Below are 16958 nucleotides of genomic sequence, written 5' to 3' on the forward strand. Positions count from 1 at the left end.
TGGAGCAATGAGTGGGCTTAAAACCAATCGAAGATATGTGGAGTACTATAAAGCTTATTCCGTTTGCCGTTGTACTTTATGATGCTAAAACACAAGCCTATAATGCAAACACTCAAGCGCAGAGTATATTTGATTTACCCTCACAGCCAACTTTAAAAGATGCAGACTTTAAGCACCTCACGTTAAGTAGTCCAGAAAGTAAAAAACAATTTACTGTTGCTCAATTGTTTGAAAAATACTTAGTTATAAATACTAACTGCCACGTATTTTTACAAAAACAAACGCACGGCCTATTACTAAACGCCAAACTTGCCTCGCTAAATAGTCACTTATACATTGCTACGTTTGAGATAATTGAACACAACGAAGATGCGCAATATAACTTTGATAAAATTATTTCAAAAATTTCTACCGACTTAATAGATATTCAAATTGACGATATTGATACTCATATAGAGTTTGCGCTTAAAGCCATTGGCACTGTATGCCATGCCGATAGGAGCTACTTATTTAAATTTTCTGACGATGGTAAGTCAATGCGTAACACCCATGAGTGGGTTAACCAAGGGATTCAGCCATTTAAAGATCAACTACAGCACATACCAAAAAACTCTCTCCCCTACTTTGCTAATTTAATGGGCACAACACATTTATTTAAAGTAAATGATGTTGCCAGCCTCCCAGAAAAAGCGGCTAAAGAAAAACAAGAACTCGAGCGTGAAAGTATTCAATCTGTACTGTGTATTGGCCTTCGCTACGATAAGGGGCTAGTAGGCTTTATTGGTTGTGATTGTGTAAAGCAAAAACGTGAGTGGACAGACTTAGACTTAATTAGGTTAAAACTAGTAGGTGAAATAATCGCTAATGCGTTTAAAAACTTAAACTACAAGCAAGAGCTTCAGCATATTCAACAACAGCTAATTACCGCAAATAAAAAGCTTAACCAACTTGTAAATACCGACAGCCTAACCGCAATTGCAAACAGACGTTGTTTTGACAAAGCACTAGAGAGCGAAATTAAACGCTGCGCACGTGCTAAGCAACCCGTTAGCTTAATTATGTGCGATATAGATTTTTTTAAAAATTACAACGACAGCTACGGCCATCAACAAGGCGATGAAGCCTTAGTTAAGGTGGCAGCTGCGCTTAAGTCGCAATGCCAACGCGAAGGCGATTTAGCCGCGCGCTATGGCGGTGAAGAATTTGCGGTCATTTTACCGGCAACTAGTGAGCAAGACTGCCAACAATTTACCCGCTTAATTCAACAAGCAATTAACGCGGCAGGCATAAAACACAATAATTCAACCGTAAGTGAGTACTTAACATTAAGTATCGGTTTTTATTCAGCCACACCTGATAGAAATAGCACGCCACAGTGCTTTATAAGCAAAGCCGATCAAGCACTCTATACCGCAAAAGAAACAGGCCGTAATAAGGTGTGCCAATTTACATAACTAAATCTATTATAAAGTAACGGGCGGCTCTAGCTGCCCGTTTTTTATACCTGATATTTTAAATACATTACCTTGTAATGACTGGTTAGTTTTTACATTACTGTCATCTGCAGAAGTTACAAATAGCCACTGTGCGTTATTGCCACCAAACGCAACGCTTGTAGGTTTTGTTGCAGCAAGTGGCAGTGTGTTTAAAACCTCCCCATCTGGCGATAAACACATAACGCAGCCCATATCCCATACCGCAAGCCATAAGTTGCCAAGGGCATCAATCACACAGCCATCTGGGTCTACTTGGGTATTTTTAAATTGATAAAAAACTTGGGCGGGTAATATAGGCTCGCCGCTGTCTGGGTTTACATTTAAAGTAAAAATACAGCTGGCTTTTGAGTCGCAGTAATAAGCACGTGAGCGCGCTTTATCAAAACATAACCCGTTGGGAATGGTTAAACCTTGCACCACGCAATTAAGCGAATTTCGATAAAAACGGTAAATTTTACCCTCGCCTGAGCGGGCGTTTGTATCCATAGTGCTTAGCCAAAAACCACCCCAAGGGTCTGCCCGACCATCGTTAGAGCGCCGTGTGGACTGGGTATTTTCTAAAAATGTGAGCGTTTGGCGCACCCCAGAAGCTATATGGTATTTATATATACCCGTACTGGTGCCAATAATAAGATGTGCTTTATCAAGCCACGCTAAAGCCGAAACCGTATCTTGCATTTCAACTTGTGTTAGTGAGTCAGGCTTTGTTAAACACTTACTTAGCAGCAGGTTTTTTTCTATATCTACCCAAAATAGCGTTTCAAGCAAAGGGTGCCAAAGCGGGCCTTCACCTAACTTATTTTGCATGTTACTAAATACGGTCACACTTGAGTCAGTCATAAATAACGATTCTTTAATATTAACAAAGCCTTGTATTAATAAATACTTTATCAGAAATACCCAACACTTACGATTAAACAAAGCATATTAGCAGCTAAATGCTTTTGCTAAGCCAAACAGTGCACTAATACCAAATAGCTTAATTAAGTGATTTAGTTTTAAATACTAAACCATGTTGATTACAGGATAAAAGCTTCGTTATTGCTCTGTTTATATCAAAATTTTTAGCGCCGTTAGCGCCAAGTTTAATCCCTTAAGTGAATTAAGTAATGTGGCAAATGGGTATAATTATTTCAGCATTTTATCGCGCTTTACATGGTTAGTTGGTAATATCATCAAAAGGGAGGTAATAGTATGATTAATAATAACAATAAACATTCTTTAGTGGTTGAGGGAGGTGCAATGCGCGGTATTTTTGCCGCCGGAGTGCTGGATGAGTTTTTAGCGCAGCGCTATCAACCTTTTACTAATTACTTTGGGGTTTCTGCTGGCGCTACCAATATAGCCGCTTATTTATGCCAACAACCTAAACGTAACTACCATGTTATTACCGATTTTTCGTGTCGGCCTGAATTTATTAACTTAGCGCGCTTTATCAAAGGCGGCCACTTATTTGATTTAGATTGGCTGTGGCAAGCAACCATTAAAGAGATCCCCCTCAATACAGAAGCCTTTGCAAAGGCGGCTCACGAATTTTATATCGTCTCTACAGCTATCACCACAGGGCAGCCCCATTACCTCAAAGCAAGTAGTGATGCGATGGTAGAGCAACTTAAGGCATCGTGCGCGATACCAATTGCGTATCGTAACTACCCTATAATTAATGATATTGCGATGACCGATGGCGGCGTAGCAGACTCTATTCCCGTAATAAAAGCATACGAAATGGGCGCTCAAGAAATAACCGTGGTGCTTTCGCAGCCACTAGGCTATAGAAAAAAGCCAAGTAAATCGCAGTGGTTAACTAAAAAACTTTATAAAAACTACCCTGCTTTAGTAAAAAGCACGATTAACAGAGCGCATGTTTATAACAGCAGCATAGATTTTATTAATAATCCGCCTGAAGATTGCAAAATCAATATTATTGCTCCACCGCCTCAATTTAGAGTGGGCCGTACAACCAAAAATGTTAAACGCCTTAACGATGGGTACAAAATGGGAATTGATACAGCCAAAGCCTTTTTAAGCTAAGTGTGTTGTTTCCCTTTAGATAGCGCAACCAGTATGCCCATTACAGTAAACGCTGCAATGGTGCATACAATGCCCGCTAGCACAGCGTAAACATGTATAAAAAACGCTAAGGCAATAGCTATTAAAGCACTACAATACAGCCATTTATAGGCTACTTTGAAGAGCTTACTTCTCATTAATAATAAAGCGGCCAGTAAACACCCTAGTGCAATAACTATCATAACAGTGTTCATGCTGCTTTTACCTCTGCAAGTGCTATGGCATCAGGTTTTGTTTTTAAGTATCCCCATAAAAACGCCAGTCCAACAATTAAAAAGCTAATATCTGTAAATGCCACTAGGGTACTGTTTGCGTTAATAATATTATTAACGCCCAATATACTATTAAGTGGTAAAACACTTATTAAGAATAAGGCGCAAAGCAACAAGGTTGCTCTAAAGTAGTTTTTATAGTTTTGCCAAAATGCTGCAATTACTAGCCATACTAACCACGCATAAAAAAAAACCGGCCCAAAGTATGCATTGTGCTCAACACCAGCCACGGCATAGTTTAAAAGTACTTGCACAGGGAATAACACACAACAAGCAAGCACTAAACCACCGCAACTGCCTATAATAAAGCGGTTCCACCTTGCATACGCGTCAGCGCTAAGCGTTGGTGTGCTGCCTCTGGTACGCTTTGCTAACCACATCATCATGCCAGAAAGTGGCATTAAGGCACATGCTAAGCCAAGCATTACCCAAAGTAACTTCACAAATAAGCCAGCAAAATTACCAAAATGGAGTGGGAAGAGTATTTCAATAATTTTAATTGATACCCCAGCTATATCGCCAAAACTACTCATTGAAGTGATGTACTCCCCTTGCCCATTGTAATGCAATAACTGAGAAGCCACGGCTTCGCCTCCTAAAAGGCGTAAATACACTTGTGCGTTAGCATCGTTATGCGCCATTACCGTGGCATCTAAAATAACTGCATGTGGGTAGCGTTGCTGCGCATCACTTAAAATAGCGGTTATGTTAGTTGGCTGATTTACATAACTAATTATTGGCTCAGGAATAGCTGTAAAAGTTTCTATCAACTTATCTTGGTCGCCTCCAAAGCTAACAAAGGCTGCTGCAGGTAGTAAAATTACGGTTGCGAGCCCCAAAAATGCGCCGCTAAAGCCAATTACAATATTAAAAATACTGCCCCAAATGCCCATTACTTTGTGGCCGTCACTTATGGTTACATCAAAGCCTTTAAGCCACCTTAAGGTGAACAGCTCTTTAATTAATTTACGATGTATAAATAAGCCAGTTACCGTACTTACTAATAATGTTAAACCTAAAAACCCAGTTAAAATAAGCCCTATAGGTCGCCCTAAATGTAAGTCAGCGTGAAACTCACCAATGTAGCTGGCTGCATCTGTTTTTCTATTGGCATAATATTGCTTACTTGGGCCATAGTAGGTATTTACCAATGCTAAGCTTGCTGGGTCAAATTCAAATGCCCGAAGTACTTCTTGCTGGTAATTTTCATCACCATGGTGTGATTCAAATACTAAAGCCAGTAAGTGAAAATTATGCCCTGTTGGCATAAACACATGAATGTTTTCACCAAACTCTTTGGGCACTTGAGCGTGGTATGTATTAACTAATGTGCTTATTTCACTATTAGGAATATGTTGAGTTTGCTGCAGTGATTGGTTGGCCCAAATTTTTAGCTCAGGCCTTGCAAGTACTGCTAACGCGCCGGTAAATGCCACAACAAACAATAAAACGGCGGTTACTACGCCCACCCAACTATGTAATAAAAATAGCTTTTTTAAAGTAATTGATTTCATCCTTGCCCCTGCATTAATGCAAAATAACTTAAAATTCCATGCACTAAACACAAAGTGATCATGAGTAAAAATGGCTGCCATGCTTTTTCGCTAATGTAGGCATATATAAAAAGCCCAACCCAAATAATTGGAAACAGTAAAATAGGCAGTAAAATTTGTTCACTCATTTGTAAGGGCAAATAGGTAGTCATCCCGGTTATCATCACCGTAGCGGTTACCAATGCCAATACGCACGCCATTAAATGGCGACGCTTTGTAGCGCTAAAGGTTTTTTTATTATTCATTTTTAGCTCATTTAATAAATAGCAGGCGCGCACACCTGCACATGCAAATAACAACTATTTGCATTATATTGCGCATTTGTAAATTTATGCAACATATTATCGTTACTTAATAAGCTAACAAGCTCCCTTTTATTCGCATAATCAATGCCTGTTTATTTATAAAATTACATTTTTTGAGCATACTTGGTATTTAGGTAGGCAAATATGATGAGCTAAAAATGTTTTTAAATAATCCCAAAACAACTGCGTTATCATGCTGATCAGTGATTAACTGCTTAGTGAATTAAAATAACGGCTAAACAGGCAAATTTTTAACTTTAACAGTCAACAAACTCTATAATTATTGTTATTTTGTTAGGGCATATGCAAAAAGCTAATTGCCCCTAGGCAGGCTCTTTTAGCAGCTGTAAAACAAAGCACTATACATTGATAAAATGAGAGAAATTTATGAGCGATAAAATCAATCCAGAGGCGTTACACGCACTAAAAATTGCATTTACTTACATGCCGCAAGCAATTGAAGTAACAAAGTACGAATATGGCGAGCGCTATCAAACAGTGCTTGATCATATTGAAGCCGTGCGCGAAGTGTTACTTATAAACGATGTAGACCCAGAAGAAGTAGGCGGCGACATAAACCCAGAATACACGCCTAATTCTACCTATTAATCGGAAAAGTTTGCTAATTGAGCAAAACAATTAAGTTCGCGTGTTGATAGCCTAACACCCATTACTCAATATATTGCTCAACGGTTTACGCCTGTTGGTATAAACTGTTAAAAACATATAAATAAATGTGCCTATCTGCCGATACGCATAACGATATAAAATACAATTAAGGTAATTGCGGTGAACTTTTTAAGGCGTTTTCACGATATAGTCTCAGACCAAACTCTGGATTTTAATTCTAAAATTAAAAACCTACTCGCGTTTGGCCTAGAAGTGTTCAGCCTTGATGTAGCAATAATTAGTAAAATTGATGCTAATACGTACACAGTATTACATGCTATAACACCCGATAACGCCTTATTACCCGGTACACAATTTGAGCTAGATGGCACCTATTGCGTCCATACGTTATCTGCGGGCTCGGCGCTATCGTTTCATAAAGCCTCACAAAGTACGATTGCAACTCACCCTTGTTACATAAATTTTCAACTTGAGTCCTACATTGGCGCACCTATAAAAGTAGCCGATAAAACTTTTGGCACGGTTAACTTTTCATCGCCTAACGAGTCAACTGCATTTAGCGACGAAGCCTACGATTACATTGAGCTATTTGCTCAGTGGTTAGGATCTGAATTTGCAAAAATAGACACTAAAGAGCAACTTTTAAAAAATAGCTACACCCTGTCAAAGCTCGAAAACATCGCGAATATCGGCACTTGGGAGGTCGATTTAATCGAGAACAAAGTTTATTGGAGTAAGCAAACTAAACGCATTCATCAGGTAGCCGATGACTATCAGCCAATAGTTGATAACGCAATTGAGTTTTACAAAGAGGGCCCCAGCAGAGAAGCCATAAATAAAGCGGTAGAAAACGCTATAAACAAAGGTGAAAAATGGGATTTAGAACTTGAGGTTATCACAGCACAAAACCAAGAAATTTGGATTTCGACTTTTGGCGAAGCCGAGTTTCACGAAGGTAATTGCATAAGGCTATTTGGTACATTTCAAGACATTACCGAATCAATCTTACTTAGAGAAGCGCTAAAAAAGAAAAAAGCCGAAGCAGAGCATATGTTAGAAGATAGAAGTATGCTATTTGCTAAAATTAGCCACGAGTTACGCACCCCGCTAAATGGCATAACTGGCATGCTCACCACCTTAATAGATGAAAAAGACACTGAAAAACGAGACGAAAAAATAAAAATAGCGCTACGCAGCGCTGATATTTTACTAAATATTATCAACGAAGTACTCGATTTTTCTAAAATTAATCATGGTGAATTAAAACTAGAGCCAACCGATGTACTGCTTAAAACCATATTTAGTGATTTAGCCTCTTTATATACCCCGTTATTTAAAGAAACCCATGTTGAATTAATCATAGAAAATACAATTGATGATAGCTGCTGGGCCTTTTGCGACAGTACACGCCTGAGCCAAATTACCTCTAACTTATTAAGTAACGCATTAAAATTTACCGAGCAAGGCCATGTAAAACTTAAAACACAGCTCATAAATAATAACGATGCGTTATCTCTTGGTATCACAGTTTCTGACACTGGTCGCGGGATGACCCCTGCCTTTTTAGAGTCTTTATTTTCGCCATTTACACAAGAGGTTGACGCTAAAAATAATAAAGGGGGCACAGGGCTTGGCCTAGCAATTATAAAAGAGCTTGTAGAATACATGGGCGGCACAATAAAGGTGACAAGTGAGCTACAAAAAGGCTCAACGTTTAGCATTAATATTCCGCTAGAGCTTGGTAAAGAGCAAATAATAGACGATATTAAATCAAAAATTGAGTTAAACAGCCATTCGCTCAGTGTACTTATTGTTGATGACAACGATATAAACCGCCGTGTGCTTGATGCCTCTCTTGATAAGTTAAACGTAAAAGCCGACTGCGCCATTGATGGCCAAGACGCTATTTTTAAGTGTAAGCAAAAGCATTACGACCTTATTTTTATGGATTGCATTATGCCAATCCTGGATGGTTTTGAAGCCACTAAAACGCTGAGAGCGCAACGTATTTGCCCTAGCGAAAGCACCTACATTGTAGCGCTAACTGCTAATACATCGTCGCAAGATAAGCTAGCTTGCCAGCAAGCAGGCATGGATATGTTTGTCTCTAAGCCGTTTAAGCTTCCGCACATAGAAAAAGCGCTTTCTAATGCCTTAGAACATACAGCTAAAGTAAATTCGCTTTAATTTAGTAAGGACATACTATGAGAAATATAATAAGAACATTACTTTTTACTGTACTGTTGTTAGCCATATTTAAAGGCATTTCCACTGAGCAATGGGGTTCATCAATAATCGTTGTTATTGTATCAAGCATATTGCTATTAGTTACGTTTATCAGTGGTAAGGCATCACAAGGCCGTTCAACTTATACAAGCACTGACTCTTCAATTTATGCTAGTAATAACTCACACTCTAATAATGATTGCGGTGGGGATTCTGGTGGCTGTGATTGATAGAGATATTGTTATAAACATTAAAAAAAAGCCGCCTTTGGAGAGGGCGGCTTGGGTTAACAAACAGCTTTTGGGTGTACCTATTGCTGTTACATCAAGAGAAGGTTTGCCTATTAAGCTGCATTTTGGTCTTGGTTGCTTTGCTCGCTATGGCGAATTAAGTAATCAAACGCCCCTAAGCTTGCTGTTGCACCACTACCCATTGCAATAATGATTTGCTTAAACGGCGTATTTGTCGCGTCACCCGCACCGTAAACGCCCGGTAATGAGGTTGCGCCTTTAGCGTCAATTTCTATCTCGCCAAACTTGCTTAGTGTAAGGTCGCTCTCTTTTAACCATTCGGTATTAGGGATCAAACCTATTTGTACAAAAATACCTGCAAGTGCTAATGATTTTTCCTCACCTGTTACACGGTCAGTGTAATTAAGTCCGGTTACTTTTTTACCATCGCCTACTACTTCAGTGGTTTGCGCATTTTTAATAATAGTGATGTTGCTTAAGCTATTCGCTTTACGAATAAGGACTTCGTCAGCGCGCAGCGTATCAGCAAACTCAAGCACAGTTACATGCTCTACAATGTTAGCTAAGTCGATAGCCGCCTCTATACCCGAGTTACCACCACCAATAACGGCAACAGGCTTACCCTTAAATAGCGGACCATCACAGTGTGGGCAGTAAGCTACGCCATGGCCGCGATATTCTTGCTCACCAGGTACGTTCATTTCACGCCAGCGTGCACCGGTTGCTAAAACAAGCGATTTAGCTTTTAAAGTAGCCCCGTTTTCAAGGGTAATTTCATAACCATTACTACCGCGACCAAGCCCTGCTGCGCGTTGGTTATGCATTACATCTACATCGTATTCTTTAACATGCTCTTCAAGCTGAGCAACAAGCTTTGGGCCTTCTGTGGCTTTAATCGAAATAAAGTTTTCGATAGCCAACGTATCGGCAACTTGGCCACCAAATCTATCGGCGACTATACCGGTGTTTAACCCTTTACGAGCAGAGTAAATAGCGGCTGAGGCACCCGCAGGTCCGCCACCGACTACTAATACATCAAACTCGTCTTTTTCGCTTAATGCTGCAGCTTGTTTAGCCGCGCCTTTAGTGTCTACTTTATTTAAAATGTCGGTAAGGCTTAATGCACCTTGGCTAAATGGTTCGCCATTTAAGTACACAGCTGGTACTGCTAAAATATTGCGCTCTTCTACTTCGTCTTGAAAGAGTGCGCCGTCAATCATTGTTGCTTTAATTTTGCTGTTTGTTGCTGCCATTGTATTTAGCGCCTGCACTACTTGCGGGCATGTTTGGCAACTTAAGCTTATGTATACTTCAAAATTAAGTTCTTGATTGAGTGATTCTATTTGTTCAATGTCTTCGCTTTTTGCTTTACTTGCGTGTCCGCCAGTGTGTAAAAGCGCTAACACTAAACTTGTAAATTCGTGACCCATAGGTACGCCAGCAAACGTAATGTGGGTGTTTTTTTCAGGTGAATGCACAACCATAGATGGGCGACGTGCGCTCGAATCAGGGTTGCTCACTACCGTAAACTTATCGCTTAGCGAGGCTAAATCGTTTGCTAAGCTTTCTACTTCTGCTGATTTTTTGCTGTCATCCAAGGCAATAAGCAGCTCAACAGGTTGAGTAAGCGATTCAAAATGGCTTTTTAATTGATTTTTAATGTTGTTATCTAACATGGCTTAACCCTTTTTAGGAAAATTTAAACAGCAAGCCTCCCATGCCAACTAATGCATGTGCTAATGAGTCCGAGTTGAGATAGGAGGCACCAACAAACGAAATGATGTTGGTTTAAGGGCAGTTACCTGCCCTCATAAAAGTGGGTAAACCTGTACTTAGATTTTACCAACTAGGTCTAGTGAAGGAGCAAGTGTGTCTTCACCTGGCTGCCAAGATGCAGGGCAAACTTCACCGTCGTGAGTTGCAATGTATTGTGCAGCTTGTACTTTACGTACTAACTCTTTAGCGCTACGGCCAATACCTAGGTCATGCGTTTCGATTACTTTGATTTCGCCCTCTGGGTTCATTACAAAAGTACCGCGAAGTGCAAGGCCGTCATCTTCAATCATAACGCCAAAGCTGCGAGTAATACGGCCAGTTGGGTCGCCAATCATTGGAAATTTAATTTTACCAATAGTGTCTGACGTGTCATGCCATGCTTTATGCGTGAAGTGAGTATCAGTTGATACTGAGTAAACTTCTACACCCATTTCTTGTAGCTGCTCGTAGTAATCAGCAACATCGCCAAGCTCAGTAGGACATACAAACGTGAAATCTGCAGGGTAAAAGAAGAAGATTGACCACTTACCTAGTACGTCTTTTTCAGACACTTCTACAAAGTCACCATTGTGGTATGCAGTTGTGTTGAAAGGTTGAATTTTTGTGTTGATTAATGAAGTGCTCATAGTATTCCTCATTTGTATTTAAAGTGTTTTTAAGTTACTCAACGCAGCCAAAATGTGTGGCCTTTCGCGTTGGCTTGATTAATACAATAAGCCCATCGACAAATTAAATAAAATTGATTGTTTAGATTAAAACAATCGATTTTTAAGATTAAACTATTCATAAGCATTTTTCGTAACTGATTTATTAGTGGTTAATTTATTTATCTTTTAAGAATACTGCTACAATAACCGAGCTTAAAAACACTTATACATAAGGCATGCAGCAATGGAAAAATTTATTAATCACATTCAACTTGGCTATTTAGGGTTATTGCCATTTTTAGGCTGCGTAGCATGGCCGCTTGTGTTTGGAAGTAACAGTGTAAACTTAGAGTTTTTTACTTTTTATAGCATTGCCATACTTGCCTTTATGGCTGGTAATTTATGGCGCGCTGGAATGCAAAGCTATAGCGATGCGATAAAAGCAGTTTTACCTGTAATCCCGGTGCCATTTTTATCTTTTCTGCCTGTTGAGTGGGCACTTGCCTGGTTAGGAGCCTGTTTTTGGTTGGTACTTATATTTGAAAAAGCCACAGCGCAATGGAAAACCTACCATAAAGATTATCAAAAAATGCGATTTGTGCTTACCTCTGTCGTGTTTGTGTGCCACATACTTACCATAGGTATGAGCCTTTACCCTAAATAACCTCGAGCTACTTAACCTAACGAGCGTAATGGTGTAACATCCGCGCACTGATATTTGAGGACGCACCATGATTGATACATTACGCCAACAACTAAATGAACTTGGCGAAAACTACGTAGAAAAAAACGCTGCGTTTAAAATTAAAGTTATTCCATTTTTTTGCGCTATAAGCATTAAAAAAGATCACAAAAATGAAGGCCGTTTAAGCTTTTATTCAAACCAACTAATTGAAATATTTTTAGTTGTACTATTCATGCTATTTGGCTTAACACTTTACAACCCAGAAGCTGGGTTTTCTCATGGCCCTATTCATATAGTGTTTGCTATTTTAATTACCTTTAATTTAATTTTAAAACAAATAGCCATTGAAGGGCTTAAAACCCGCCTTGCATTTCATCGTTTACACGCAGCTCACTCTCAAAACATTGCCAGTAATGATGAGCAAACACCGAGTAAGTCCGCTTAATTTATGTATTTAAATGCTGATTGGCGAATACTTACCGTAGGTGATGGCGATTTATCGTTTTCAAATGCCCTGTATACTCACATAAAACCTTCAAAATTAGTGGCTTCAACTTATGATAGTGCAGCCACTATTGAGCAAAAATACGAAAATAATGCGCTAAGCCCCCTAAAAGCACATAACGTAGATGTACTTAATAGTTTTGATGTAACAAATCCTGTCTGTTGGCAAGCATTAGGTCAAAACCAGCACAGCTTTGATGTGGTTATATTTCAGTTTCCGCTTATACCTGCATTTGTTGGCCGCGAAGCCTATGAAAGTAATACCCGCCAATCAAGCATGAACGTACTTAACCGTGCTTTGCTTCATCAATTTATGAAGTACGCTAACGAATTTGCGCTAAACCCTAACGGCCCCATGCTTTGTTATATTACCTCTAAAGATGTAAAGCCCTACAGAGAGTGGAATATTGAAGGCACTTTAAACAAAGGCTTACAGGCTGAATATTTAGGCCAAATGCCATTTGATATTAGCCACTTTGAAGGCTATAAAATTAGAAACGTAGACCGTGATAAACATGTAAAAGATACCAGTGGTATTACCTATGTGTTTAGCCCTAAAACAAGTCCTGAGTTGGTCTTTGAATTAAGCCCATACCTTTCAAAACCTACCTACTTAACACCTAATCATTGCTCGCTGTGTCGTGTTGGTCCATATATAGCGCTTGAGGATGAAACAAAGCATTTAAATGCTAAAAAACATCAGCAAATGCTTCGCCTAGAAAGCGATTGGCAAGCTTGGCTTACTCAGTTTTATAGCACACATTCACAGCCCTGATTTATGACTTTGTTTAATTAAATCTGATGCTTTTTCGGCAATCGCTATTACCGGTGCATTCGTGTTGCCGGTAATTATTGTAGGCATAATAGACGCATCAACTACGCGTAACTTACTCACACCATGTACCTGTAAATTGGTATTCACGACTGCCATTTCATCTTGCCCCATTTTACAAGTCCCTACAGGATGATACTCGGTATCGGCCGTTTGCCTGATAAACTCTATAAGTTGCTCATCGTTATTAATATCAAGTGGATACACCATTTTACCGCGTATTTTATCAAAAGCAGGGCTTTGCATTATGCTAAGCGTCTTTTTAAGTCCTGCTAGCATAATTTTTAAATCATCCGGGTGGCTTAAATAGTTAGGATCAATTAGGGGGGCACTGCGCGGGTCGCTATTTTTAAGCGTAATACTGCCACGGCTTTTTGGGCGCATAATACTGCTATGAATACTATAACCATGGCCTACATGTAGCTTACGGCTATGATCATCCACAAGCCCTATAACAAACTCAAGCTGTACATCTGCCTCTTTTGAGTCTTCAAATAATTTAATAAAGGCATGCGACTCTGCAAAGTTAGTGATTAATCGCCCTTTTCGCTCACTAAACCAGTTAACATAGCCTTTAAAAATACTTGCAATGCCCAAGGGGCTAATACCAAACGTACCTTTACTTGTTTTTGATTTATAAAGCGGCACTACGGTTAAGTGATCTTGTAAATTAGCACCTACGCCCTCTAGAGCGTGCTCTACTTTAATATTGTGTGCTGTTAAATGTGCTTTAGGGCCAATACCTGAAAGCATTAATACCTGCGGAGAGTTAATAGCACCCGCACTCAAAATAACGTCTTTATTTGCGATTAAACTAGTTACTTTATTGTTTTTAACAAGTTCTACCCCTTGCGCTGTTTTTTCTTTAATATTTATTTTATTAACGTGGCAATTTGTAAGTACTGTTAAGTTAGCTCTATTTAAATTGGGAGTTAAATACGCCTTAGCTACGCTGCAGCGCTCACCATTATGTTGGGTAACTTGTGAAAGACGCGCACCAGGCTGTTTTTCTCCATTTATATCGTCATTTAAATTTACGCCTTGCTCAACACATGCATTTAAAAAGCATTGGTTTATAACACTCGGATTATTAAGCTCTTGAACATGCAAAGGGCCATTAGTGCCATGTAAGTTATTATCTATAAAGGTTTTGTTATTTTCAGATTTAATAAAGTACGGTAATAAACTGTTAAAGTCCCACCCTTCATTACCAAGATGCGCCCAATTATCGTAGTCATATTTATTCCCTCTAATGTACACCATCGCATTAGTAGAGCTTGAGCCACCAAGCACTTTACCACGCGGCACAAAACCACAGCGATTATTAAGCTCTTTTTGTGGCACCGTGTTGTAATGCCAGCTATTTATGCCATACGGCACGCTTGCTGCTATTCCCGCCGGCATTTGCACAAATGCACTTTTATCGCTGCCACCGGATTCAATAAGGCACACACTTACATTTTTATCTTCTGATAAACGAGCAGCTAGCACACAACCCGCGCTACCAGCGCCAATTACTATATAATCAAAAGATTGGTTGTTCATATTAAGGCCTTACTAAAGCTAATTTAAGAGTGATTAACACTATAGTGCATAGAAAAAACCTTCAAAACTTGATATTTTTAGACACCACTACTCACTTCACTATTGGCAATGTTTTGAGCAATTTAATTAGAGCCACATCGTTACAAGGTATTAATGCGCTTATAGAAGAGCTAGGCGGGAATGCTCTACGTGTTATGAAAACGTGCAATGTGGAAGTAGATTTTACCAATCTTGAAGATCAATATTTACCCTATCGTACTTATGCTTTTTTATTAGAGTATTGTAGCCATACGTTTAACTGCCCATGCTTTGGGCTTAAATTAGCGAATAAACAAAATTTTGATATTTTGGGGCACATTGCTATTGCGGCAAAAAGTGGCACTAATTTAGAAGAAGCGCTTAGCTGGGTGGTTAAATATTTACACTTACACAGCCCCGCATTGTGCTTAACAACGCACTCATTAGATAATGACGAGAGCTTATTTTTATCGTTTGAATTTAACCTAAAGCCCCTACCACAAATAAACCAAGCCATAGAGCTCACGCTTGGCTTAGCCATGAGCATAATTAAAAAATTAAGTAATAATCAGTGCAAGCCTCGCACTGTGTTTTTACCGCAAAAGCTGACAACTAATACACTCGCATACAAAACCTATTTTGGCTGTAAAGTAATAGAGCACCGCAACAGTGCGGGCATTGTAATAAACAAAGCCGACTTATCGATAAAGCTTAACCACAATAACCTTAATAAAACCGACGCGGCCTTTAATTTTTTAGCTAAACGCAACGAACACAGTCAGTCATTACCTGCCCAAGTAAGCTCACTCATAAGGCCAATGCTGCCTATTTATCAGTGTTCAAACCAAACTATTGCCGAGGCACTTAATATGCACCAGCGTACCTTGCACCGTGAATTGGCTAAACATAACACCAGCTTTGTAAAACTGAAAGACACCACACGTAGGGCGCTGGCAGCGCATTACTTGCTTCAAAAACAATACTCTATCAGTACTATTTCAATGCTTTTAGGCTATCACGAACAGGCAACCTTATGCGCAAGTGTTAAACGCTGGTTTGGGTATTCTCCACGCGCATACAGGGCAAAAAGAATGTTAAACTAAACGCTCTTATTATTTTTATTAAAGCTAAGGAGTGAGCATGAACTTTGTTATTGTTGGCACTAATTTTATTAGCGACACCTTACTCAATGCGGCAAATACATTAGCCAATTTTAATTTATATGGCGTGTGTTCGCGCGCAGTCTCAAGTGGGGAAGCATTTTTAACAAAACACCCTCAAAATTCGAACGCAAAAATTTTCACTTCAATTGAGCAAGTATGCCAAGATCAAAACGTTGATGCCGTATACATTGCAGCGCCAAATAGTCTGCATAAACATTACGCAGTAATGTGCCTTAAAGCAGGCAAACATGTATTAGGTGAAAAACCATCAGCAGCTAATACTAACGAACTAAATGCTATTTTAACAGCGGCAAAAAAACATCAGCGTCTCTACATGGAAGCTATGATGACCACACACTTGCCAAACTTTACCAACCTTAAAAGTGCTCTGGCTAAAATTGGTACACCGCGTAAATTTATTGGTCAATACAGTCAGTACTCTTCTCGCTATGATAAATACAAAAATGGTGAGCGCCCAAATACATTTTTACCTGAGTTTGCTAACGGTGCCTTGGTCGACTTAGGTATTTACCCATTGTATTTATTAATTGCACTGTGGGGAGCGCCAAACAGTGTGAGTGCCAGTGGCGTATTACTTGATACAGGTGTGGATGGCGCGGGCGATGTATTACTAAACTACGCAGATAAACAAGCTGTTATTAGTTATTCAAAAATTTCGCAAGGCGACAATATAACCGAGATACAAGGTGAACTTGGCCGCATGCGTATAGAAGCCGTATCACAGCTTAAACAGATTGAATTTATTGCAAATAACGGTGAAACAGAAGTTATTTCAGGTAAGTTTGATGAGCATTTTATGAAATACGAAGTAGCTCACTTTATCGAGTTGGTTGAGCAAAACGTGCTTGAATCGCCTGTTAATACCCACCAATTAGCATCTAATGTAATGAGCGTACTAGATGATGCGCGTATACAACTTGGTGTTATATACCCAAGCGATAAATAATAAAATATATATGGGCGT

At 39.3% G+C, this 16958-nt stretch carries 17 protein-coding genes; 10 read left to right on the top strand and 7 right to left on the bottom strand.

Going from position 1 to position 16958, the window contains the following annotated elements:
* Positions 1-11 precede the first annotated feature (11 nt).
* Positions 12-1454, top strand: coding sequence for a diguanylate cyclase domain-containing protein (locus CWB60_RS07240; RefSeq protein WP_138578586.1), 1443 nt, complete (start codon positions 12-14; stop codon positions 1452-1454).
* Between the two features lie 9 nt (positions 1455-1463).
* Here the strand turns inward: CWB60_RS07240 and CWB60_RS07245 are convergent, their stop codons facing one another.
* Complete coding sequence (locus CWB60_RS07245) at positions 1464-2336, bottom strand: SMP-30/gluconolactonase/LRE family protein (RefSeq protein ID WP_138578588.1); 873 nt, start codon at positions 2334-2336, stop codon at positions 1464-1466.
* A 354-nt stretch (positions 2337-2690) separates the two neighbouring features.
* Between CWB60_RS07245 and CWB60_RS07250 the strand changes: the two genes are divergently transcribed.
* On the top strand, positions 2691-3527 hold the full coding sequence (locus CWB60_RS07250; RefSeq protein ID WP_138578589.1) for a patatin-like phospholipase family protein: 837 nt from the start codon (positions 2691-2693) through the stop codon (positions 3525-3527).
* On the opposite strand, the gene CWB60_RS07255 is transcribed toward CWB60_RS07250, so the two are convergent.
* Genes CWB60_RS07255 through CWB60_RS07265 form a run of 3 tightly spaced genes read right to left on the bottom strand, consistent with a single transcriptional unit; the run spans position 3524 to position 5636 of the window.
* The gene (locus CWB60_RS07255) at positions 3524-3760 is read right to left on the bottom strand and encodes a hypothetical protein (protein WP_138578591.1); all 237 of its coding nucleotides are present in this window, start codon (positions 3758-3760) and stop codon (positions 3524-3526) included. The genes CWB60_RS07250 and CWB60_RS07255 overlap by 4 nt on opposite strands.
* Positions 3757-5352: a PepSY-associated TM helix domain-containing protein gene (locus CWB60_RS07260; protein ID WP_138578593.1), complete on the bottom strand. Its 1596-nt coding sequence runs from the start codon at positions 5350-5352 to the stop codon at positions 3757-3759. The genes CWB60_RS07255 and CWB60_RS07260 overlap by 4 nt, the downstream gene beginning before the upstream one ends.
* The gene (locus CWB60_RS07265; protein WP_029774445.1) at positions 5349-5636 is read right to left on the bottom strand and encodes a hypothetical protein; all 288 of its coding nucleotides are present in this window, start codon (positions 5634-5636) and stop codon (positions 5349-5351) included. Before CWB60_RS07265 ends, CWB60_RS07260 begins: the two co-directional genes overlap by 4 nt.
* 447 nt (positions 5637-6083) lie before the next feature.
* Here CWB60_RS07265 and CWB60_RS07270 point away from each other — a divergent pair, with 447 nt between their 5' ends.
* The 3 genes from CWB60_RS07270 to CWB60_RS07280 all read left to right on the top strand — a co-directional run bounded on the left by CWB60_RS07270 (position 6084) and on the right by CWB60_RS07280 (position 8782).
* Complete coding sequence (locus CWB60_RS07270) at positions 6084-6305, top strand: hypothetical protein (RefSeq protein WP_055014458.1); 222 nt, start codon at positions 6084-6086, stop codon at positions 6303-6305.
* Between the two features lie 180 nt (positions 6306-6485).
* Positions 6486-8513: a hybrid sensor histidine kinase/response regulator gene (locus tag CWB60_RS07275; protein WP_138578595.1), complete on the top strand. Its 2028-nt coding sequence runs from the start codon at positions 6486-6488 to the stop codon at positions 8511-8513.
* A gap of 17 nt (positions 8514-8530) precedes the next feature.
* Positions 8531-8782, top strand: coding sequence for a hypothetical protein (locus CWB60_RS07280; protein ID WP_138578597.1), 252 nt, complete (start codon positions 8531-8533; stop codon positions 8780-8782).
* Positions 8783-8895: 113 nt separating this feature from the next.
* On the opposite strand, the gene ahpF is transcribed toward CWB60_RS07280, so the two are convergent.
* Positions 8896-10479, bottom strand: coding sequence for an alkyl hydroperoxide reductase subunit F (gene ahpF / locus CWB60_RS07285; RefSeq protein WP_054981773.1), 1584 nt, complete (start codon positions 10477-10479; stop codon positions 8896-8898).
* A 156-nt stretch (positions 10480-10635) separates the two neighbouring features.
* Positions 10636-11205 (bottom strand): alkyl hydroperoxide reductase subunit C, encoded by a 570-nt coding sequence (gene ahpC, locus CWB60_RS07290; protein ID WP_138578599.1) that lies wholly within the window; start codon positions 11203-11205, stop codon positions 10636-10638.
* Positions 11206-11470: 265 nt separating this feature from the next.
* Between ahpC and CWB60_RS07295 the strand changes: the two genes are divergently transcribed.
* From CWB60_RS07295 to CWB60_RS07305, 3 genes are all read left to right on the top strand, one after another.
* Positions 11471-11890, top strand: coding sequence for a DUF3429 domain-containing protein (locus CWB60_RS07295; RefSeq protein ID WP_104643975.1), 420 nt, complete (start codon positions 11471-11473; stop codon positions 11888-11890).
* 67 nt (positions 11891-11957) lie between these two features.
* Positions 11958-12356: a hypothetical protein gene (locus CWB60_RS07300; RefSeq protein ID WP_058549914.1), complete on the top strand. Its 399-nt coding sequence runs from the start codon at positions 11958-11960 to the stop codon at positions 12354-12356.
* A gap of 3 nt (positions 12357-12359) precedes the next feature.
* Positions 12360-13190 carry a class I SAM-dependent methyltransferase gene (locus CWB60_RS07305; RefSeq protein ID WP_138578601.1) on the top strand — a complete coding sequence of 277 codons (831 nt, stop codon included), beginning with the start codon at positions 12360-12362 and terminating at the stop codon, positions 13188-13190.
* Here the strand turns inward: CWB60_RS07305 and CWB60_RS07310 are convergent.
* On the bottom strand, positions 13179-14792 hold the full coding sequence (locus tag CWB60_RS07310) for a GMC family oxidoreductase (protein ID WP_138578603.1): 1614 nt from the start codon (positions 14790-14792) through the stop codon (positions 13179-13181). The two genes, CWB60_RS07305 and CWB60_RS07310, sit on opposite strands and share 12 nt — an antisense overlap.
* 113 nt (positions 14793-14905) lie before the next feature.
* On the opposite strand from CWB60_RS07310, the gene CWB60_RS07315 reads away from it, so the two are divergent.
* A complete protein-coding gene (locus CWB60_RS07315; protein WP_138578605.1) occupies positions 14906-15913 on the top strand; it encodes an AraC family transcriptional regulator in 1008 nt (335 codons plus the stop codon).
* Between the two features lie 37 nt (positions 15914-15950).
* Complete coding sequence (locus CWB60_RS07320; protein ID WP_138578607.1) at positions 15951-16940, top strand: Gfo/Idh/MocA family protein; 990 nt, start codon at positions 15951-15953, stop codon at positions 16938-16940.
* Positions 16941-16958 lie beyond the last annotated feature (18 nt).

The organism is Pseudoalteromonas sp. S327, assembly GCF_005886415.1.
Classification (GTDB): domain Bacteria; phylum Pseudomonadota; class Gammaproteobacteria; order Enterobacterales; family Alteromonadaceae; genus Pseudoalteromonas; species Pseudoalteromonas atlantica.